Annotated in this window: 19 protein-coding genes and 2 pseudogenes; 8 read left to right on the top strand and 13 right to left on the bottom strand. The window is 69.1% G+C overall.

Translation table 11 applies throughout. The annotated features are described in order from the left end of the window. The first annotated feature begins 105 nt into the window (after nt 1–105). Nucleotides 106–1,338, top strand: a complete 1,233-nt coding sequence (locus tag FN821_RS00105; protein ID WP_131170530.1) for a glycosyltransferase — start codon at nt 106–108, stop codon at nt 1,336–1,338. A gap of 256 nt (nt 1,339–1,594) precedes the next feature. Here FN821_RS00105 and FN821_RS00100 read toward each other — a convergent pair whose 3' ends face one another. After that, the gene (locus FN821_RS00100; protein ID WP_131170529.1) at nt 1,595–2,050 is read right to left on the bottom strand and encodes a hypothetical protein; all 456 of its coding nucleotides are present in this window, start codon (nt 2,048–2,050) and stop codon (nt 1,595–1,597) included. 115 nt (nt 2,051–2,165) lie between these two features. After that, nucleotides 2,166–2,960: a hypothetical protein gene (locus FN821_RS00095; protein WP_165489165.1), complete on the bottom strand. Its 795-nt coding sequence runs from the start codon at nt 2,958–2,960 to the stop codon at nt 2,166–2,168. 105 nt (nt 2,961–3,065) lie between these two features. Between FN821_RS00095 and FN821_RS14065 the strand changes: the two genes are divergently transcribed. From FN821_RS14065 to FN821_RS00085, 3 genes are read left to right on the top strand one after another with little or no spacing between them, the layout of a single operon-like run. Next, on the top strand, nt 3,066–3,452 hold the full coding sequence (locus tag FN821_RS14065) for a hypothetical protein (RefSeq protein ID WP_165489164.1): 387 nt from the start codon (nt 3,066–3,068) through the stop codon (nt 3,450–3,452). After that, on the top strand, nt 3,449–4,264 hold the full coding sequence (locus FN821_RS00090; RefSeq protein ID WP_165489163.1) for a nucleotidyltransferase family protein: 816 nt from the start codon (nt 3,449–3,451) through the stop codon (nt 4,262–4,264). Before FN821_RS14065 ends, FN821_RS00090 begins: the two co-directional genes overlap by 4 nt. Beyond that, complete coding sequence (locus tag FN821_RS00085) at nt 4,261–5,049, top strand: hypothetical protein (RefSeq protein ID WP_131170526.1); 789 nt, start codon at nt 4,261–4,263, stop codon at nt 5,047–5,049. Before FN821_RS00090 ends, FN821_RS00085 begins: the two co-directional genes overlap by 4 nt. A 47-nt stretch (nt 5,050–5,096) precedes the next feature. Here FN821_RS00085 and FN821_RS00080 read toward each other — a convergent pair whose 3' ends face one another. The 3 genes from FN821_RS00080 to FN821_RS00070 all read right to left on the bottom strand — a co-directional run bounded on the left by FN821_RS00080 (nt 5,097) and on the right by FN821_RS00070 (nt 7,893). Continuing rightward, on the bottom strand, nt 5,097–7,343 hold the full coding sequence (locus FN821_RS00080; RefSeq protein ID WP_206661924.1) for an MMPL family transporter: 2,247 nt from the start codon (nt 7,341–7,343) through the stop codon (nt 5,097–5,099). Nucleotides 7,344–7,481: 138 nt separating this feature from the next. Further along, a complete protein-coding gene (locus FN821_RS00075; protein ID WP_131170525.1) occupies nt 7,482–7,676 on the bottom strand; it encodes a hypothetical protein in 195 nt (64 codons plus the stop codon). Nucleotides 7,677–7,689: 13 nt separating this feature from the next. Beyond that, nucleotides 7,690–7,893, bottom strand: a complete 204-nt coding sequence (locus FN821_RS00070) for a hypothetical protein (protein WP_131170524.1) — start codon at nt 7,891–7,893, stop codon at nt 7,690–7,692. 264 nt (nt 7,894–8,157) lie between these two features. Between FN821_RS00070 and FN821_RS00065 the strand changes: the two genes are divergently transcribed. Beyond that, the gene (locus FN821_RS00065) at nt 8,158–8,793 is read left to right on the top strand and encodes an NUDIX hydrolase (protein WP_241660029.1); all 636 of its coding nucleotides are present in this window, start codon (nt 8,158–8,160) and stop codon (nt 8,791–8,793) included. Then, nucleotides 8,778–9,491, top strand: a complete 714-nt coding sequence (locus FN821_RS00060; protein WP_142640430.1) for a hypothetical protein — start codon at nt 8,778–8,780, stop codon at nt 9,489–9,491. The genes FN821_RS00065 and FN821_RS00060 overlap by 16 nt, the downstream gene beginning before the upstream one ends. Nucleotides 9,492–9,638: 147 nt before the next feature. Here the strand turns inward: FN821_RS00060 and FN821_RS14820 are convergent, their stop codons facing one another. The 3 genes from FN821_RS14820 to FN821_RS00045 all read right to left on the bottom strand — a co-directional run bounded on the left by FN821_RS14820 (nt 9,639) and on the right by FN821_RS00045 (nt 12,033). After that, nucleotides 9,639–10,748 carry a PfkB family carbohydrate kinase gene (locus FN821_RS14820; RefSeq protein WP_131170522.1) on the bottom strand — a complete coding sequence of 370 codons (1,110 nt, stop codon included), beginning with the start codon at nt 10,746–10,748 and terminating at the stop codon, nt 9,639–9,641. Nucleotides 10,749–10,817: 69 nt separating this feature from the next. Next, nucleotides 10,818–11,294, bottom strand: coding sequence for a mannitol dehydrogenase family protein (locus tag FN821_RS00050; RefSeq protein WP_241660049.1), 477 nt, complete (start codon nt 11,292–11,294; stop codon nt 10,818–10,820). Further along, complete coding sequence (locus FN821_RS00045) at nt 11,254–12,033, bottom strand: glucuronate isomerase (RefSeq protein WP_131170520.1); 780 nt, start codon at nt 12,031–12,033, stop codon at nt 11,254–11,256. The genes FN821_RS00050 and FN821_RS00045 overlap by 41 nt, the downstream gene beginning before the upstream one ends. Nucleotides 12,034–12,655: 622 nt before the next feature. Between FN821_RS00045 and gndA the strand changes: the two are divergent. Further along, nucleotides 12,656–13,495: pseudogene (gene gndA / locus FN821_RS00040) on the top strand (NADP-dependent phosphogluconate dehydrogenase); the annotation flags it as partial. Between the two features lie 446 nt (nt 13,496–13,941). Then, nucleotides 13,942–14,361 carry a hypothetical protein gene (locus FN821_RS00035; RefSeq protein WP_131170518.1) on the top strand — a complete coding sequence of 140 codons (420 nt, stop codon included), beginning with the start codon at nt 13,942–13,944 and terminating at the stop codon, nt 14,359–14,361. Between the two features lie 215 nt (nt 14,362–14,576). Here FN821_RS00035 and FN821_RS00025 read toward each other — a convergent pair whose 3' ends face one another. The 5 genes and pseudogenes from FN821_RS00025 to FN821_RS00005 form a co-directional block, all read right to left on the bottom strand. Next, complete coding sequence (locus tag FN821_RS00025) at nt 14,577–14,969, bottom strand: hypothetical protein (protein WP_131170517.1); 393 nt, start codon at nt 14,967–14,969, stop codon at nt 14,577–14,579. Continuing rightward, on the bottom strand, nt 14,966–16,171 hold the full coding sequence (locus tag FN821_RS00020) for an acyltransferase family protein (RefSeq protein ID WP_131170516.1): 1,206 nt from the start codon (nt 16,169–16,171) through the stop codon (nt 14,966–14,968). The genes FN821_RS00025 and FN821_RS00020 overlap by 4 nt, the downstream gene beginning before the upstream one ends. Further along, entirely contained in the window at nt 16,168–16,845 is a 678-nt protein-coding gene (locus tag FN821_RS00015; protein WP_131170515.1) for a hypothetical protein, read from the bottom strand. The genes FN821_RS00020 and FN821_RS00015 overlap by 4 nt, the downstream gene beginning before the upstream one ends. A gap of 119 nt (nt 16,846–16,964) precedes the next feature. Further along, on the bottom strand, nt 16,965–19,721 hold the full coding sequence (locus FN821_RS00010) for a winged helix-turn-helix domain-containing protein (RefSeq protein ID WP_131170514.1): 2,757 nt from the start codon (nt 19,719–19,721) through the stop codon (nt 16,965–16,967). 83 nt (nt 19,722–19,804) lie between these two features. Beyond that, nucleotides 19,805–19,945 (bottom strand): annotated as a pseudogene (locus tag FN821_RS00005) (IS256 family transposase); the annotation flags it as partial.

Raw genomic sequence — 19,945 nt, 5'->3', positions numbered from 1 at the left:
GCCAGCTTGCATTCCAACGTGGTCGCGGGTGGGGGCGCATGTCCTCCAAACAGGGGACGAGGGGGCCGCGCATCGCACTCGCCGTCCCACCTAGCCTTGGTCCTTATGCACGGCCCCACCGCCATCGCGGCCGGCTTGGCGGCCGGCAAGGAACAGCTGCGTGCCTGGCGGGAGCTGACCGGACCGATCCCGTCCCCGACCGCACCGCTCGCGACGAGCACGCGGCTCTGCATCGGTATGGCCACCTTCGACGACTTCGACGGGGTCTGGTTCACGATCGCCTCGATCCTGCTGCATCACCCCGAGGTGGCCGACGACCTGTCGTTCGTGATCATCGACAACCACCCGACCGGGCCGGTCTCCCAGGCGCTGAAGGGCCTGGAGGCGATGTGGCCGCGGCTGCGCTACGTGCCGTTCCGCGCCTTCCAGGGCACCTCAGTCCGAGACCTGGTGTTCCGGGAGGCCCAGGCCGACATCGTGTGCTGCGTCGACTCCCACGTCCTGATCAGGCCGGGCGGGCTAGCGGCCCTGCTGCGCTACTTCGACGCCCGTCCCGAGTGTCGCGACCTCGTCCAGGGTCCGTTGCTCGACGACCGACTCACCGCCGTGGCCGCGACACACCTCCACCCCACTTGGAGCAGCGGCATGTTCGGCTCCTGGGGCAACAACGGACTCGCCGACGACTTCAGCGAAGAGCCGTACGAGCTGGCGTCCCAGGGGCTCGGACTGTTCGCCTGCCGCAAGGACGCCTGGCCAGGCTTCCACTCGCTGTTTCGGCGCTTCGGCGCCGAGGAGGGCTACCTGCACGAGAAGATGCGCCGCGCCGGCGGACGCACGGTCGGCTTGCCCGCGCTTGCCTGGGGGCACCGCTTCGTCCGCCCCCGGGGTGTGCCCTACGAGCACACGTGGGAGAGCTTCCTCCGCAACTACGAGCTGGGCTGGGCCGAGCTTGGCTGGGACCTCACCGAGGGCCGCGAGCACTTCCGCACCTTCGTCACCGACGACGCGCTCTTCGAGCGTGCCGCGGCCGCGCCCACCCATCCGCTAGCGGGCTTCGACGCCGTCATGGCGATCAACCTGGACGCCGACCCGCAGCGGTGGGCGAGGCTGGTCCCGCGCGTGGAGGCCCTGGGTGTCGGGTGGCGACTCGAGCGGGTGGCGGCCGTCCCCACCCCCGACAACCACCACGTCGGCTGCGCCCTGTCGTGGCGGGCGGCGATCGCCGAAGCGAAGCGGCGGGGGCTGTCCAGAGTCCTGGTGCTCGAGGACGACGTCCTGTTCGCCTCGGACACCCTCGACGTCCTGCGGCCGGCGATGGCCGAGTTGTACCAAGGATAACGTCGCCATCATAGCCCTCAACGACATTAATTCATTTTGCCAGGCGATGATGGCAGGCCACCACCAGAAGTACCATTGGTTACCGCCGCCTCAACTACTTTACCGTCCGACGTGATAAACCCTTTTAGTTTTGGATATCCAGCGTAAGCTGGGTCGGTTGCCTTGGAGGGATCAAGTTGTACTCCGCATCCTGCCGTAAAGGCGGTGTAATAGCGTGTATACGATACCTCAGCAGATTTGTAGAGGTCTGGTGGGGCTAGGCCTGTTTTGTTTTTATAATCTGGTCAAATGCCCCAGCAAGTGCCGCCCTTTCAGGGGCGCCGTCTGGGTTAAGGGTATATGAGCCTCCAGGGGGGTTACCTTGTTTAAACCCCAGGTCGATGAGGAGTTGGCCATTTTTGCCCTCGTAGCCAGTATCTGCTAACAGTGAAGAGCGTAGCAACCCAGAGCACTTCAATGTTCCCTTGTCAGCAGTGCTGGTCTGCCAACCAACACCAACGGCATGATCGTCATTAAACAGCCACCAACCAGGGTCTCGAACATTAACACTTCGGTCGGCGGCTACAAATATCTCTTTATTAACGTTGTATGTCAAGCAGGCTCGCTCAGCCATTACTCTGTTAGCGTACGCCTCTTTTTGGTAAAATGACATCCCCGACCAAAAGCTGGTTTCTGCGGCATGTGCAGACGGAGCAAAGGAGAATAATGCCAAGACTGTGCTTAGCAAGTATAAAGATAGTAATGATGTTGCCCTAACTCTCATAATAAAATAGCGCACATGCTTACATGCGTTATTTTATCAGTAATGCGCAAAAATCTCTAGGGCTTTATTTATCTGGTAGGTCTGGTAATTGGCCTGCGCTTAATATATCTAACACATATGCTTTGTGCCCGTCGCTCGCCTCAATTAGCACAAGCCTTGCGGTTGTATCAGTACCTTTATCTGGGCCGGCAAAATCAATGCGTGCAGGTATGTCGCGATACGAGACTGACCGCTGTTTGTCGCCAACCGTTGCTACGCCGTGCTTATTTACACCAGGGCCCGTAGCTGTCACAAACTCCTTAAACCATGTTAATGATGAACGGTTAGCTGTTACTTCTTGAAGAGTGTTGTAAAGTCGTGAGCTGTTGTTGCCCTCACTTCGGTCTGTCATTGTAGATAATGAAGCGAGTATCTTTTGTCCAAGCTCGTTGTTTGGTGACATATCATCATTTGCGGCTGTCTGGGCGGCATTTAAGGCATCCCAGAGAGAGTCTAAAACTTTTTGGTCTGAAGTAGATTCATCAGATGTTGCAAATAGGTCATACTCTGGCAACTGACTGAACCCTCTACCGAGCGTCTTTGTTGGAGGTACCGCAAATGTGCCCGTGCGGGTTGCTTCATATGTAAAGGTCAGTTGTTCACTCCTTGGAAGCTTTTCAAACTCGGCTAAGCTCAGGGCTTTATACTTATCATAGGCCGCATGGCTTTGAGGTGTATCGACGGGCTTGTCAGGTGTTGCGGTAGCGGTAATGGGTGCCTTTGGGGTCTCGGCGGCATGAGTGGCGCATCCACCTAAGGATAGTGCCATAGCGGCCGTTAGACCAGTGGCTATAGCTTCAAATCTATTTGGTTTTCTCATAATATACAAACACTCCTTTGCCCCACAGGGCTATTACCATTACGTATTACACACCATATGCTCAAAAAGAAGTCAATAGCACTGCCGCTGTAACGCTTGCAAAGGGTGTCATTATGGTCAACGCCATGCGCATGGCGTTACGCGAGCGAGTGGGACCTGTGCTACCTCGGGGTCCCGCTCGATCGCGGCGTCCGGACGCCCCTGCCGGACGCCGACCACCTCGTCCGGCTGACCGGCGCCACCACCACGCACGCGCTCGCCGTCCACGCGCGGGCGTTCGACGCCATCCTGGACGCCGTACCCGCCGACCCGACCGACGCCGCGGCTTGGATTGCAGACCACCTCGCCATCGATCAGTGGCTGGCGAACGAGACGGCGGCGGGCCGGCTGACGGCACTCCTGGTCACCCCGGACGTGGCCGTCCAGGAGGCGCACCTGCACTATCCGTCGGCGGTCGCCGAGCCCGAGCGCTTCCGAGACGGGACGCCGTGACCGTCCCGCCCGACGCCCTCCGCGTCGCCCTGGACCGCCACCTGGTGGCCCGCAACGACCGGGCGGCGGCGTCCCTGGTGGCAGACCTGCGAGCCGTGGGCGTCCGTGCCCTGCTCCTCAAGGGAGCCGCCACGCGGGCGCTGCTCCGGCTGCCCGAGCGGTCGTCGGCCGACATCGACGTGCTGGTCGCCCCGTCCGGACGCCGCCCCGCCGGCGCGCTTCTGCGTCGACTCGGCTACACGCGCGCCCGCGGCATCCACTCGGAGAACTGGACGCACCCCACCCGCGCCTCCGTCGACCTGCACCGGACGCTGCCCCGCGTCGGCCTCAGCCCGCGCCAGGCGTGCCGGGTGCTGTTCGCGCACGCCGACGAGCTGAAGCTCGGGGACGCCACCGTCGAGGTGCTCGACGTGCCGGCCAGGCTGGTCCACCTGGCGATCCACGCCACCCAGGACGCCACCCAGCGCCCCAAGGACGACCTCGCCCCTGCGATCGAGGTGGTCGACACGACGCAGTGGCGGGCGGCGGCGTCCGTGGCACGCGAACTCGAGGTGGCGCCCACGGTCGCGTGGGCGCTGACCCAGGCGGGGGCGTCCGAGCTGGCCGCCCTTTTCGGACGCCCGAAACTGGCGCCGAACGACATCGCCGAGCGCGGCTTGCGCGGCTATCTCACCTCGTCGGCACACTGGTCGGAGCGCGGGCGCCGGCAACTCCGCCTGGGTGAGAACTGGGCGCGCTGGCAGGCCGGACGCGTCCGCCGGCTGATGGACGGCTCCAGCGCCTGGTATCGACGACGCGGCGGCGCTCGATGAGCGGCGGACGCCTCCGGGTGCGCAGCTTCGGGGTCGTGGTCGAGCTCGCCTGGGACGACGGCGTCCACCCGGACGCGGCGGCCAACCTGGCGGCGACCCTGCCGCCCGGCGCCACGCCGACCGATGATGAGCCAGGACGCCGCGTCACAGTGCGCGCCGATGGCCCGGTCGACGCCGATGGCCGGTTCGTCCTCGACGGCCCCGACGGACGCGCACGCCACGCCCACTGGGACGGTCTGCTGCACGCCGTCGAGCGGGACCTCGCCTCGTACGTGGCGCTGCACTCCCCAGACGCCGTCTTCTTCCATGCGGGCGCCGTCGGGACGCCGCGCGGCGCGATCTTGCTGCCCGGCCGCAGCTTCGCCGGCAAGACGACGCTGGTCAGCGCGCTGCTGCGCGCCGGCTGCAGCTACCTGTCCGACGAGTACGCCGTCGTGGACGCCGGCGGCCTGATCCACCCGTACCCGCGGCGGCTGTCGATCCGGGGCGAGGGCGGACGCTGGAACGTGCCGGCGTCCGAGCTGGGGGCCCGCGTCCAGGACGCCCCGCTGCTCTGCGCGCTGGTCGCGAGCGTCACCTACGACCCGGACGCCGACGGCGTCCTGACCCCCCTCGATCCGGGACGCGCCGCCTTGGCGCTGGTCGACAACGCCGTCGCGGCGCTGACGCGTCCACGGGAGGTGCTGCTGGCGTCCGGCGCGCTGGCTCGGGGCGCAGTCTGCCTAGCCGGCAGGCGATCGGACGCCGACGCCGCGGCCCGGCAGCTGCTGGACGCCCTGGCCTGACGAGCAGACCACTCAGCCAGCTTCGCCAGGCTCAGCCGGCTGGCGCATCAACGGGCGGCCCGCCTGGGGGCGGCGGACTGGCCGAAGCGACTCGGCCACCAGGACCAGCGTCCGAGGTCGTAGATGAGCCCGCTGACCAGCAACGCCCGGACGATGAACGTGTCGATCAGCACCCCGAACGCCACCATGAACGCGATCTGCGCCATGAACACCAAGGGAATGACGAACAGCGCCGCGAACGTCGCCGCCAGCACCACCCCGGCCGACGTGATCACCCCGCCCGTCACGCTGAGGCCACGCAACACGGCGACGCGTCCGCCGGCGCGCGGCCACTCCTCCCGGACGCGCGTCATCAGGAAGATCGAGTAGTCGATGCCCAACGCGATCAGGAAAACGAACGCATAGATCGGCGTCGACGGATCTGAGTTCTTGAACCCGAGCACGTGCTCGAACACCAGCGCCGACACCCCCAAGGTCGCCAGGAACGACAGCAGGTTGGCCACGACGAGCGCCAGCGGTGCGACCAGCGCGCGCAGCAGCAGCACCAGCACCACGAACACGACGCCGATGATCGCGGGCAGCACCGTCCGGACGTCTCGTTCGTTCGCGAGCCGGGTGTCCAGGGCCTGCGCGGCGATGCCGCCCACCTTGAGCCCGGGATCGGCCTCGTGTACCGCCGTCCTCACCGCTGCCACCCCGTCCTGCGCCGCCCGCGTCTGCCCTTCGGCGTCCAGGGTCACGTTCACCAGGACCTTGCCGTCCACCACCTTGGTCTTCGGTGCCGCGGGTGGTCCGGGCGGCCCCGTCTGCGGGGCCGGCTTCTCCGTCGCGATGGACGCCGACGCGACGCCCGGCAGGGCGGCGAGTTTGTCGACGAGCGCCTGCGAGGACGCCTCGGGCACCACCACTGTCAGCGGCGACGCCGCCCCGGCCGGGAAGTGCTGGGCCAGCACCTTCTCGCCCTCGACGCTGGCCACCTTGACCCTGAACACCTCGGTGTTCCCAAGGCCGTCGGTCTTCAACTGCGGCACAAACGCGGCGCAGGCGAGCAGCAACAGCGTCGCCCCGATCCAGACCGGACGCGCCCGGCGTCCGACGAACCGAGCGATGGACGCCCACAGCCCGGTCCCGTCGACGCCGTCGTCGCCCACGGCGTCCGAGGTGCCGACGAACCGCGGGATGCGCGGCCAGAAGATGCGGCGTCCGATCAGCAACAACACCGCCGGCAGGAAGGTGAGCGCGCCCAGCAGGGCGGCCACGATGCCGGCCGCCGAGATGGGACCGAGCGAACGCGTTGAGCCCAGGTCCGACAGCAGCAGGCACAGCAGCCCGGCGATGACGGTGGCGGCGCTCGCGCTGATCGGCTCGACGGTGCCTCGCCAGGTGCGCTTCATGGCGTCGAAGGTGGACGCCGTCCGCGTCAGCTCCTCGCGGAACCGGGACACGATCAGCAGCGCGTAGTCGGTCGCGGCGCCGACGACGAGGATCGACAAGATGCCCTGGGACTGTCCCGACACCGACAACAGGCCGCGCTTCGCCAGTTCGTACACGACGATGCCCGCAGCAGATAGCCCGAACACCGCAGACAGCAGCACCACGATCGGCAGGAAGGGGCTGCGGTAGACCAGCACCAAGATCACGAAGACGACGACCAGCGCCACGATGAGCAGGATCCCGTCGATGCCCGCGAACGCCTTCGCGAAGTCGGCCACATAGGCGGCGGGTCCGGTGGTGGCGACGCTGAAGCCGGACGCCGACAGCTGGGTCGTCGCGTCGGCCTGCACGGCGTCGATCACGAGCCGGGTCACGGAGGCCTCGCCGAGCTTCTTGGTCGCCTTGTCAGAGTCGAGGGCGATGGGCACCAAGATGGCGCGCTTGTCCTCGGACGGGATCAGCGCGGCGGGCGCCTCCGTGACGACCTCAGACAGGGTGGTGCCGTCGTGGATCTTGAGCTCGCCGAGCTTGCCGAGGTAGGTGCCGACGGCTTTCAGGTCGTCGGCGCTGATGTCGGCGTCCTTGGTCAACACGACGAACAGGGGCAGGGTCAAGCTGTCGGAGAAGGCGGACGCCTGCTCGCGCGCCACGCTCGACTCGGCGCTCGCGGCGAGAAGGGCGGTGGAGTCGTTCTCTTGCAGCCCCGACAGCTGGCCGAGCTTCGGCCCGCCGATGCCGGCCGCGGCGAGCCACAGCAACACCAGGATCAGGTTCCCGAGCAGCACCAGGCGTGGCGTCCGGTTGGCGCGCGTTGCTGGTGCGTCCGAGTGTGGGCGGTCCAGGCGACGCAGCGGTGACACGGTGATCCTCCAGAACAGTTCATCGAATGAAGTATCCGGAGGCTATGGCCCGGACCCACGAGCTAACAAGCGGCGTCCACTGGGGTTGAGGCTCGCGCTGCCGTTCGTGGGTGCTGGCCACCACGCGAACCAGCCGCCCTACTTGCCGGTCAAGATCAGCGACTTGAACTGATCGACGGTCGTCGCCGGAATCTTGTTCTTGGTGTCGTCCACGGGCTGAATCGGCAATTGCGCGCCGTTGCGGACGAACGTGGGTGTCCCTCGAACCCCCGAGTTGTAGTACGCCTTCGACACCGCGTCGAGGAACGGCTTGGGGCCTTCGTGTCGTAGCACTGCTGGTAGGTGGTCAGGTCGGCTCCGGCAATTCCGAGTTCTTCAGGTAGGACGCCGACGCCGTCGACCCGCCGTTGACCAGCGCCACGATCAGCAAGACGGCAAGGAGCACTGCGGCCACGGCCGCTCCCAGGCCGATCATCCGCATTCGCCGCGCGGCCTTGGCTTGGGCGAGCTGTTGCGCTTTCAGCGCCTCGCGGCGGCTGGTCTGGCTCATGGTCACTCCTGTTCGGGGCTGCGGAGGCGTCCGCCAGCAGCAAGCCACGCCGTCGGACGCCGCGCCGGGTCCGAGGCCAACGGGTCCCGTCGGCCGGACGCGACCCACCCCGGATCGAGGGAGGCTCCCGTTCGGCGGGCCACAACGGGCCCCAGGCTTGTTCCAGCGCCTCAACCGCAGAACATTGGTGCCTGGCACCAAATTGGGCGGCTAGAGTCGCAGTACGTCAGAACCAATCGCGTAGGTCAACCGAAGGAGGGACGCGTGGAGCGGCCGAACAGCTCGATGGTCTCGGTCGATGTGCTGACCCTTCGCTACAGCACCGCCGAGCGGCAGGTTGAGATTGCCGTCTCGCCGCGCCGGACCGAGCCCTACCTGGGTCGACTCTCGCTGCCCGGTGTCGTCCTGCGCGAGGGTGAGCGGCTGGCGGACGCCGCCGAGCGCGCCGCGCTCGGCAAGCTCGGCCTGCACCTGCGCGCCCAGGGCCAGCTCACCGTCTTCGACGAGCCCAGCCGCGACCCCCGCGGGGCCACGCTGTCGATCGCCATGTGGGCCGTCGCGGACTCCCCCGCCGACCGATCCGCGTTCGACAAGGTGCAATGGTTCCCCCTCGACGAGCTGCCGGAGCTCGGCTTCGACCACAACTTCATCATCAGCCAGTGCCGTCCGCTGCTGGTCGAGCGGCTGTGGCGCAACACGGACTTCACACGCGCGCTGACGGGTCCGAGCTTCCCGGTGTCGTCCGCGGTGGCGATCACGAAGTCACTGACCGGCTCGTCACCCGACCGCGGCAACCTCAATCGACGCCTGGCGTCCGTCAAGGGACTCGGCGTGAGCCCCCGGAAAGTCGTCCTCGGACGCGGGCGTCCCGGCACCCTCTGGGAGTGGGAAGGCGCCTGACGGCGTCCTATCTTCGGACGCCTGCCCCGGAAGCCGGCCCTGATCGGACGCCAACCCCTGACCCAGTGCGGCGATCGATCGTGGCGGTTCTGGCGTGCGCCATCGCCGTGACCGGCTGCGTCGCCGAGCGGCGCGACCGACCGCACGCCACCCCGCCCGCCTACAACGCACCAGCCGCGGCCGCGGCAGGCGAACCGGCCGCGGTGGACGGCTCAGCGGCCGACCCGGCGGCGTCGGCCCCGTCGCCGGGAGCGTCCACCCTTCGGCTGACCGAGACCCAGGTGGGATCCTTCACCCTCGGTTCGGCGAAGCTCGCCCAGGTGCTGCCCGCCCTGGAGTCGACCCTCGGGAAGCCGACGGAGACGGCCACCATCCCCTGCACCGGACGCCCCGCGAAGCTGCACATGGTGCGCTGGCAAGGGCTGACGCTGACGTTCGACACCGGCGTGGCCGGGACTCCGTTGATGTGGTGGCGGGTCAAGACCGCCACACGTCCCGCCACCCTGACCCTGGACGCCGGGAAGAGTTGGACGACCACCTTCCAGGCCCTCCAGGCCGCCGGCGGGGACCTGCCCGACCTCACCGGGGACGCCTTGGTCGGCCAGCACTGGGGCTACACGTTCCCGAGCATCGATCCCAAGCCCACAGACCAAAGCATCGGCGTCATCGGGGGAACCTTCACGCCCTGTGGCGAATAGGGCCCACTGACGAGGGCTCGCTCACAGTGACGGCCGAGGAACAGGAGCCCAACTGGGTGCTGAAGCTCCCGGAAGACCGCAACAACGAGCACCCAGTGAACCCGGTGGCGACTCCGTATCGGGCCCGAGTTCACCGCTGGACTGAGTTCACCGCTGGACGCGGGCGTTGCCCTCCCAGATCGACCACACCTGAGCCTCGTCGGCGGGTGCCGCATAGTCGTGCAGCGACGTCGCCGCGAGCGCCCCGCAGGCCCAGCCGAACTGGGCGCACAGCTCGACGGGCCACTCCTGCAGGACGCCGTACAGCACCCCGCCGACCGAGCCGTCCCCACCGCCGATGCGGTCCAGGACCTCGATCTCGCGCAGCGGCAGCACGACCGTCGTGCCGCCCAGCTCACCGGCGCCGGCGGCGTCCGAATCGTTACGCTCCCACAGGATCAGGCCCCAGCGATGGCGTCCGGCGGAGACCACCTCGCGCAGCGACGTGCCGATCATGGACGCCCACGGGTACGCCGCGGAAATGCGCCCGATCATGGCCTTGAAGCCCTCGATCTCGGCGTCGATGCCCTCGCCGCCCGCCTCGGGTCCGGGGATGCCGAGGCAGAGCTGAAAGTCCTCCTCGTTGCCGTAGAGGATGTCGCACAGCGACGCCAGCTCGGCGAAAGCCGTAGCCAGCTCGGACTCGCGTCCCTTCCAGAAGGACGCCCGATAGTTCATGTCCATGCTCACGACAGTGCCGTGGCGCTTCGCGGCCCGGGCCAGCTCGACGCAGAAGGCCGACGTCTTGGGCGACAACGAGGCGATCAGCCCGGACAGGTGCAGCACCTTGACGCCCTCGCGTCCGAACAGCCGGTCCAGGTCGAACTGGTCGACGGACAGCTCCCGACCGACCTCGCCCGCACGGTCGTTCCAGACGCGCGGGGCGCGTCCGCCGTAGCCGGAGTCGGCGATGTTGAACTGGTGCCGGAGCCCCCACGCGTCGCCCTGCGGCAGCTCCGGACCCTCGAAGTCCATCCCCCGCGCCCGCAGGTTCGCCTTGATGATCGTCGCCATCGGGGAGCCCGCCACGAACGCCGTCAGCACCTTCGTGGGCTCGCCGAGGTGAGACACCACGGACGCCACGTTCGTCTCGGCGCTCGTCGCCTGCAGCAGGTACCGGTCGGCCGTGTGGACGCTTTGGCGGTGCTCCGGCGTGATCCGGATCCCCATCGACGTCGGCACCACCAGCGACCAGCGGGCGTCCTCGCGTAGCTTCATCGTCTTCCTCGCTTCCGTCCCTTCGACAAGCTCAGGGACCTTCAGTAGTACCTCATCGGCCCTTGGTCGTTAGGACGCCGACGCCGCGAGTTCCTGCGCGGCGGCCAACACGGCCTCCCGGACGCCGGGCAGGTCGGCGTCCAAGAAGGTCAGGACCTTCCCGACCGACTCGTCCAGGGTGCCCTCGGCGAGCGGCGTGAGCCTCTCGGCGTTGACGTCTTTGACCGGCGCTCCGAGGCCGCGCAGGTGCAGCACCCAGGCGGCGATGACGCGGGCGGCACCGGTCGGCGTCCGGCCTGCGGCGACCTCGGCGCGCAGGGTCGGCACGATCCGGACCGGCAGCTTGAGCGACCCGTCGCCCGCGATCTGGGCCAGCGCGTGGCGGATGTTCGGGTTGGCGAACCGGTCCAGGAGGGCCGCGCGATACGCGTCCAATTCATCACCTGGCAAGGGCAGCTGCCGACAGGCCTCGTCCCACCAGGCCTCGACCCAGGACCGGCAGCGCTCATCGCCGATGGCATCCGCGACGGTTTCGTGTCCGACGATGGTGCCCGCGTAGGCGAGCAGCGAGTGCGAGCCGTTGAGCAGCGCCAGCTTGCGGGCCGCCGGCGTAGGTGTCGGTGGCGATGCCGGAGACGGCGGCGAGGTTGTCGACGAGTTCGGTCCAGTCGGGGCGGGCCGGCTCGAGGTACTTGTCGGGGCGGAACGTCGGGACGACCGTGCCGTGCCAGGACGCGTCCGCGGCGAGCTTGGCGTGGTGTTCGAGGTTGTCGCAGGGGTCGTCCGTGGTCGCCAGGAACGAGATCTTGAACCGCTCGAACAGCGCGCGCGGCTTGAACGCCGGGGTGACCAGGGCGGCGGCGATGGAGTCGTAGATCTGATCCGCGGTGTCGGCGGACGGGGCTAGGTCGATGCCGAAGATGTCGGCCAGCTCGGACTCCAGCCAAAACCTCACCGGCGTCCCGCGGTAGTCGGACCAGTGTGAGCACAAGATACGGAACGCGTTGCGGGACTGCTCGGGGGTGAAGTCGGCCTGCGCGACGCCCAGGTCGGCGAGCGAGACGCCGTGGCTGTGGAGCATGCGATTCACGTAGTGATCAGGGGTGATGAGCAGCGAGGTGGGGTCGGCGAAGGGCACATCGTCGGCCAGCCACACCGGGGGCACGTGGCCGTGGGGCGAGATGATCGGCAGGTCGCGGACGCTGGCGTAGAGCTCACGCGCGATCGGACGCAGCGTCGCGTCCGCGGGGAGCATCCGCTCGGGATGGAGAGCAAGTCCTGGCATGGTCCGATCGTGCTGCACTCCAGATTCCTCGGCCAACCGTTGCCGCGAGTTGCCACACCGGCGGAACAGAACCCGAGCGGGGGCTCAGCGATGGGCCCGTCCGGTGGCTGGAGCACCCACGCTGGGCGTTCGGCGCACTGCTGGCGGAGTTACTGTTCCCTGACAACAACAACTCCGCCACCAATCGGCTGATCGTTCACGTGGCCGTGCTTTCCCGATCCGTGAGGTGCCACGCACACCAGCCAGGCGAATCTGCCGGTTGCGCTCAGTTGCCCGCCGCCCTTGAGCGCGCGGTACGACTGGACGACAGTGGAGCCATGTCCGATGCTCGATCGTCGCCGAGTTGGCCGCCTTCCCGGAAACCGGAGCCCACGTTTGAACTGTCACTGCCAGCCAATCAACGAAGCGACCTTGCGGCAACGGGTTGCCACGCGTTGCTGCGGCGCTCCTGTGAGCGCGTGTCCGAGCAATCCCGTAATCCGGTCACGATCTACCACGTGGCCAAGGCCGCCGGCGTGGCGCCCTCGACGGTGAGCCGGGCGTGCGGTTTTGGTTGGTCGTCCAACCAGCACCGCACGCATCCCGCCGGACGCCTCCCGCGCACCATCGAAAGGGTTCCCAGATGACCACCACCCCCGCCGATCGGATCGGCACCGCCCAGATCGGCGTCGTCGGTCTCGCCGTCATGGGCAGCAACCTGGCCCGCAACTTCGCCAGCCGCGGCCACCGCGTCGCCTTGATCAACCGGACCCCGTCGCGCACGCACGAGCTGATGGCCGCGCACGGCACCGAAGGCGACTTTGTGGCGTCCGACACGGTTGAAGACTTCGTCGCCAGCCTGGAGCGTCCGCGCCGGATCATCATGATGGTCAAGGCCGGGCAGGGCACGGACGCCGCCATCGAGTCGCTGCTGCCCCACCTGGAGTCCGGCGACATCCTCGTGGACGGCGGCAACGCCCACTTCCCCGACACGATCCGGCGCGAGGCTGCGCTGAAGGAGGTCGGCATCCACTTCGTCGGCGCCGGCATCTCCGGCGGCGAGGAGGGCGCACTGAAGGGTCCGGCGATCATGCCCGGCGGCCCCGCGGCGTCCTACGAGGCCCTCGGACCGCTGCTGGAGAGCATCTCGGCGGTCGTCGACGGCGTCCCGTGCTGCACCCACGTCGGCCCGGACGGCGCCGGCCACTTCGTCAAGATGGTCCACAACGGCATCGAGTACGCCGACATGCAGCTGATCGGCGAGGCCTACCAGCTGCTGCGCACCGGCCTCGGCGCGACCCCGGCCGAGATCGGCGACATCTTCGCCGAGTGGAACTCCGGCGACCTGGAGTCGTTCCTCATCGAGATCACCGCCGAGGTGCTTCATCACGTGGACGCCGAGACGGGGCGTCCGTTCGTCGACATCATCGTCGACCAGGCCGGACAGAAGGGCACCGGACGCTGGACCGTCCAGAACGCGCTAGGACGCCCCCGCGTCCAGCAACGCCCCCAAGAGCATGTCGCCGGCGACGCCGGCGCGGGCGTCCACCCAGGCAGACGGCCCAGCCGCAGGGCGGCGTCCGGATTCAGTCACGAGCCGATCGTAAGCGGCGGCGTCCCGACGGCGCCTCCCGCGAGGAGACTGGTGGCAATGCATGTCGCCAAAAATGCGGCCGTTTCTACTGTCTTGCCATGCCTCAAATGAGGCGATGACTTCGCAGCCCTTGAACTACGCACAATGTCCGTGCTCCAGGGGACATTATGGATTCACCTGGACGCCGTCGCGCGTCTGCACGATGAGAGCCGTCGAGCTCCGCGTCGGACACCTGGCTGGACAGGCCAGCGGCGGCCTCAAGCGAAGAGGTCGGTGATGGCCGAGGTCTCGGGGCAGCAGTCGACGGTGATTGACCGCTCGTCTAGCCTGTCCGCGTGACGGAGTCGACGAAGCCCCCGGTGATTCAGACCCTGCTGCGCCAGACGGCGTTCAGCACCGCCGCGATCGGCGCGGCGCAGCCCCTGCTGGCGGTCGCCAGCGTCGTGACGAACTCCACCCCGCTCACCAAGATGCACGGCGGCCTCGGCTACGTGTTCGCGGCCGGGGCCGTCGTGACGCTCGTCCTCGCGATCCTCTGGACGCGGCGCGGAGCGCCCACGATGGCGCTCAAGCTGGCTCTCCTCGTCGCGGTCGGTGCCGGCCTGCAGACGTACTGGGGGCTGCTGAGCACTCCGGCTCCTGGGCGGATCAGCGGTGGCGTCGTCGGGCTGCACATGGGGCTCGGGCTGCTCCTGGCCTTCGGCGCAGCCGTGCTGTACTCGCTCGCGCGAGACACACACCGGGCCAGCGCCTGACCACTCGGCTGCCCGCCGGCCGCGCCCGGCGCACCATCAGCCCCCAAGGGAGGCGATCAGCGCCGGTGCGGGCTGGAGCCACGTGCTGGCGTTGGCGGCCGCGCTCGTCGCTGCGGGCTACAACCCGGCCGACGAGTTCGACGTCGGGCTCGATCTCATCCTGGACGCCCTCGAACCGTTGCGTTCATCCGCGTAGCTGCGTTGGTGGCGCCGGATCACGGCGAACCGTCCTGATGACCGCGCGAGTCGACGCGGGCACGTGGGCCGAACAGCAGCCAGCCTTCGACGAGCTGGCCCACGGCGTACAGGACGAACGCAGGCGCCACCACCACCAGTGCTACCACGATCGGGAGGGTCAGCCAGAACCCCGCCTGTCGGACGCGTTTCGGCACCGCCCAGGCGGCGAGGGCCACGCGATAGGTCGTCAGGAGTCCGCCGAGGACCAGGACGATGAGCACCTCGCGCTGGCCGAGCCGTCCGTCCTGGACGCCGACCGTCAAGCCCACGCCGAGCGCGAGCAGCACGAGCGGGAAGATCCGCAGGGCGCGATCGAGCCCCGGTTGGGGTCCGGGACGCGCGTCACTCGACTTGGCGGTTGGCTTTGTCATCGGGACGCCTCCGCCAGTTCGGCAGGCTGGTCCGAGCCGGCGGACGGCCTCCGGAACGAGTAGGTGCGCCCGTTGAGCCAGCGTCCGATCAGCGTGGAGCGGACCAGCAGGTGGTAGGTCGACAGGGTGGCGACCATCGTCCCGGCGATGACGAGCAGGACCTTCAATGGCCACGGCCACGCCAGGTCGGCGACCGCGAACTGCAGCAGGCACACCCAGCCGAGATGGGTGAGGTAGACCCAGTAGGACGCCTCCGCGAGATACCGCACGCCCGTCCGCGGCGCCCGCAGCCAGGTGGCGGCGAACCCGACCAGGCCGTAGACCCACAGCCAGGTCGCCAACGGGTAGGCGACGAGCGTGGTGAGCAGCCCCAGGAGCGAAGACTGCCCGGGCGCCGGCGCCCCCACAATCAGGCACAGGGCAGTGAGCACGACTCCCCCGGCCAGACGCAGCTGCCAGCCCCGCCGGAGCCGGTCGAGCGCGTCCGCCGTCCCGGCCCAGCACCACCCCACACCGAACGCGCCGCCGAAGGCGAGCGTGGCGGGGAGTTCAGGCCGGAGGGTGGCCGGCCCGACGATGCCGCTCGGCTGCAACCACAGTGCCGCGACCAGGGGAATCGCCGCCCACAGCGGGGCCGCCGGCCCGGTGAGGACTCGCGCGAGGGCGTCCGAAACTCGCTCGCGCCGCTCGGCCGAGGTGACCTTGGGCAGGAGCCAGCTGGCCAGCAACAACAGGACGTAGAGCTGCGTGAGCGACCACAAGAACCACAGGTGCGCCGGCGTGGCGATGGCCAGCGGGTCGTCGGACGGCGGGGTGGTCGGCACGTCGGGGTGGGTGATCGCGAACGCGATCGCCACGACGATGACCGGCAGTACGGCCACCGGCCAGAGCGCGACCATCGGGGCCAGGATGCGCTTGGCGCGATCCGCCGCGAACCGACGGGGGCCCCGGCGCGCCAGCGAGCCGCGCGCAAAGTAGCCGGCCAGGGCGAAGAACAGTGGCATCCGGAACACATGGATCCCGTTGATGATCGCGTCGGCCACCGGCACGCGGGAGTCGTCCGTCACGACCCACCCGATCGTGCCGACGCTCATCAGGGAGTGCAGAACGACGCCCAGAAACAGAGCCCCGGCGCGTAAGGCGTCCAGACTCGCGATCCGTTCGGACGCCGCGGCAGTCGCCGACCGTCGAACCTCCGTCATCGGACGCCTTCAGCCACCCGGACGCCGTCGGTCACGTCGGCCGGGGGTCGGGTCGCGGCGCGCCACGCCGACCAGCCGATGCCGAGGAACGCGATCCCGGTCGGGATCGCCAGGACGCGGGCGAAGAACTCGGGCAGCACCGCCAGGGCCACCGTGCTCGTGGTCGCGACCGCCAGCAGCGCACCGGCCCAGCGGGCCACCACGCCTGCCCGGAACAGCGCGATGCCGAACAGCAGGCCACCCACCAGGTAGCCGATGCCCGACAGCGTGAGCAGCACCTGGATCCCGCCGATGTCAGTCGCGGCTTGCCCGCCCTTGGCAGCCGCCAGGACGCTCCGCACGTAGTCAGGTGAGGTTGCGGCGATGGCGGGCAGCACGAGCGCCGCGATCGTCTGGACGCACAGCATGGCCAGATAGCCGGCCCCGAACAGGGCCGCGCTGAGGCGTCCGAAGAGGCCGAACCGGCGTCCGTGCCAGACCGTCAGGGTCGTGATGCCGGTCAGGGCGAGGCCGGCCATGACGATCTTGGCGGACTCGCGCAGGACGAACTCGCGGGTGCCGACGAGCTCGAGTGTCAAGGGCGGATGGTTGATCTGGACGGCGATGAACACGGCACCGGCGGCCGCCAGGGTGGCGCCGGCGAGGCGTCCGAGTCGGAACGGGTGAGAACTCATGAGGATGACTCCCGGGTCAGGAAAGCCCCAGACGTTCCGGGGCACCTGATCGACGCTAGGCGTCGCCCTCGTGAGCTGACATCACATGATGATGTGAACCGCGCTGTGACCGGACGCCTCTACAGCAGTCCGCCCTCGCGCGCCCGGGTGACGGCGGCCCGGCGGGTGCGGACGTCCAGCTTGGTGAAGATGCTCTTGGAATGGCTGCGCAGGGTGTTGATGGAGACGAACAGGCGCGCCGCGATCTCGGGGCCGCTCAGGTCGGACGCCAGCAGGCGTAGCACCTCCAGTTCGCGCTCGCTGAGTGCCCCGCCGGGGCCCGCGATGGGGAGAGGTTGGTGCCGTGGATCGGTCTGGAGCAACGTCCGTGCCGCGAGGGCGGTGGGCATTGGGGCCGTGGAAGCGAGTTGTCCGAGCAGGGGCTGCAGCGGCGTCCCTTCGTCGAGGAAGAGGCGGGCGTAGCCCGCCGGGACGCCGAGTTCGACGGCGTCCGCAAGGGCATCAGTGGCCTCCGTGGACTTGCCAAGCGCCTGGAGCACGAGCGCCTGGACCATCCGCGCCTCGATCAGACTGCCCTGGCGTCCGGCTCGGATGGCCGCCTCGATGATGCCGGCGATCTGAGCCAGGACCTTCGCCACGGCGGCGTCGTCGGCCAGCCCAACCCGACGCTCGGCCGCCACGAGACGTGCATGGGTCAGCACCTCGTCCTCGCGGAGGAAGGCCGCCGGATCGGCGTCCGGGACGCCGTGCCGACGGGCCCAAGCGCGGGCGTCCGAGAGGTTGCCGGACCAGACCATGACGCGCGCTCGCGCCGCGTGCAGCGGGCGGGTGTCGGGGAAGAAGCCGGGTCGGTAGCGGCGCTCGGCCTCGTCCAGGTCGCGCAAGGCGGCGTCGTGTTGGCCGAGAGCGACCTGGACGCCGGCGCGCACGGCGAACCAGCGGAAGCGGTTCTCCGGCAGCGACGCGGCCTCGCCCAGCTGGGCGGCCTGCTCGAGGTGGGACGCCGCCGCGTCCAGAGCGTTCCGCTGCCGCAGCACGTCGGCGAGCCCGACGTGCAGGTCGGCGAGGACGGCCGTGGCGGTCGAGGGGGTGCTGGTCGCGCGCTCGAGGGCCGCCCGGTAGAGGCGCTCGGCGTCGGCGGGGCGGCCGTCCGCGAGGGCCATCGCGCCCAGCACGACGGTCGCGCCGGCGGCGTCCGTGTGGTTGCCCGCCGCGGCCAGGTGGTCGAGGGCTCCGGTGAAGACGTCGATGCCCTCGGTCAAGGCGCCGGCGGCCCAGTGCGCGAGCCCCAGGAAGCCCGCGGCCGCGCCGCGGACGAAGTGGTCCGCGGGGGCGGCGGTGGCCAGGGCGCGCTTGGCGTGGGCGACGGTTGCGGGCAGGTCGCCGGACGCCTGGGCGAGGGAGGCGCGGAAGAGTTGAACGTTGGCGGGCACGGCGCGGAGGGCATCGTCCCTGGTGGCGGCCAGGTTCGCCGGGATCTGCTGGCTGAGGGCTGGGGCGTCCGCGGGGGCCTCGGCCAGGTCGAGCCAGGCCTGGGCAGCGGCCAGGTCGCCCTCGGAAATCTTCGCCGCCGCGGCCGTCATGGCGAGCAGCGGACGCCGTCGCACCTCGGCGTCCGGAAGCTCGGCGAGCCAGGCGATGAGCCGCCGATCACGACGCTCGCGGCGGAGGATCGGCGCGGCGCACTCCATCAGGTCCGCGAACCAGGGGCCGTCTTCGGCGGACGCCGCGTGCTGCAGGGCATCGTCCAGCTGGCCGTGGGCGGCGAACCAGGCGCTCGCGACGCGGTGGAGCTGCGGGGCGGCGTCCGGGAGTTCGAGGGCGAGGCGTCCGCGGAGGGCGTCGGCGAACAGGGGGTGGTAGCGGTACCAGCCTTCGTCATCGCTGGCGCTGAGGAACACGTTGGCCCGCTCCAGGCGGTCGAGGCGGCGCTGGCCGTGGGGCAGGCCGGTCACTGCGTCGGCGAGGGCGCCGGTGAGGCGATCCAGCACGGACGTGGCGAGCAGGAAGGCGCGGTCGTCCGGGGGTTGGGCGTCCAGGACCTCCTCGACGAGGTAGTCCAGGACGAAGCGGTGCGTGCCGCTGAAGGCGCGCACGAAGGCGTCCAGGCTCTCGGGGCCGTCGTGCGCGCGGGCCAAGGCGGACACCCCGGCCAGTTGCAGGCCGACCGCCCACCCCTCGGTCTTGGCGACGAGCGCCTCGACGTGGGCGGGCGGCAGGTCGAGGCCGAGGACGGTCCGGAGGAACTCGTCGGCCTCCGCGGCGGTGAACCGCAGCGCGGGGCCCCTGACCTCGACCAACTCGCCCCGCGCCCGGAGACGCGCGAGGGGGAGATCCGGGTCGGCGCGGCTGGTTGCTGCGACGACGACGCCGGGCGGCAGGTTGTCGAGCAGCAACTCGAGGACGCCGATGGCTGCGGGATTGTCTGCGGTGCGGTGCAGGTCATCGAGGGCCAGGACCGTGAGGCCGTCCGCGTTGTCGAGATCGTCGAGGAGGGAGACCACGACATCGTCCGGGTTGGCGCGTCCGGTGGCCAGCAGGGCTTGGGCCCCGATGCCGATCTCGGGCTCGACGGCGCGGAGCGAGTCGACGATGTCGGCGACGAACTGGACGCCGTCGGCGTCCGACTGATCGAGTCCGACCCAGGCGAGACGGAGGCGCTGGCGTCCGGAGGGTGGGGACGGCTCGGAGGGATTGGTGAACGCGGCGAGCTCGGCGAGCCACTGCCGCAGCAGCGTGGTCTTACCCGACCCCGGCGCGGCGGACAGCAGGACGAGCCGCGGACGATTGCTGGCCCGGAGCGGGTTGGCAAGCCGGGGGCGTGGCAGCAGCGTCCGGCGCGGATCCGGGACACGCAATCTGGCGCGAACTGACACGGGCTCACCGTAGCGGCGGTGCGGCAGATGCCCTCAAGCGCGTCGAGAGGGAGGAATAGTCAAATCCTGTGGATCGGCGTGTCTTAGGCGGCGTTCGGTTGGGTGTCCGATTGGTCGGGCCGTTCGACCTGTTTGCCGTTGGTGAAGGGGACGCCGGCACGGACGAGGGCGACCAGGTGGGGGGCGTTGACCATGCGCCACCGGGCCTGGGCAGCTTCGATCAG

The sequence above is a fragment of the Propioniciclava tarda genome (assembly GCF_900182665.1).
Taxonomy (GTDB): domain Bacteria; phylum Actinomycetota; class Actinomycetes; order Propionibacteriales; family Propionibacteriaceae; genus Propioniciclava; species Propioniciclava tarda.
This window is presented reverse-complemented; position numbering and strand designations above follow the sequence as displayed.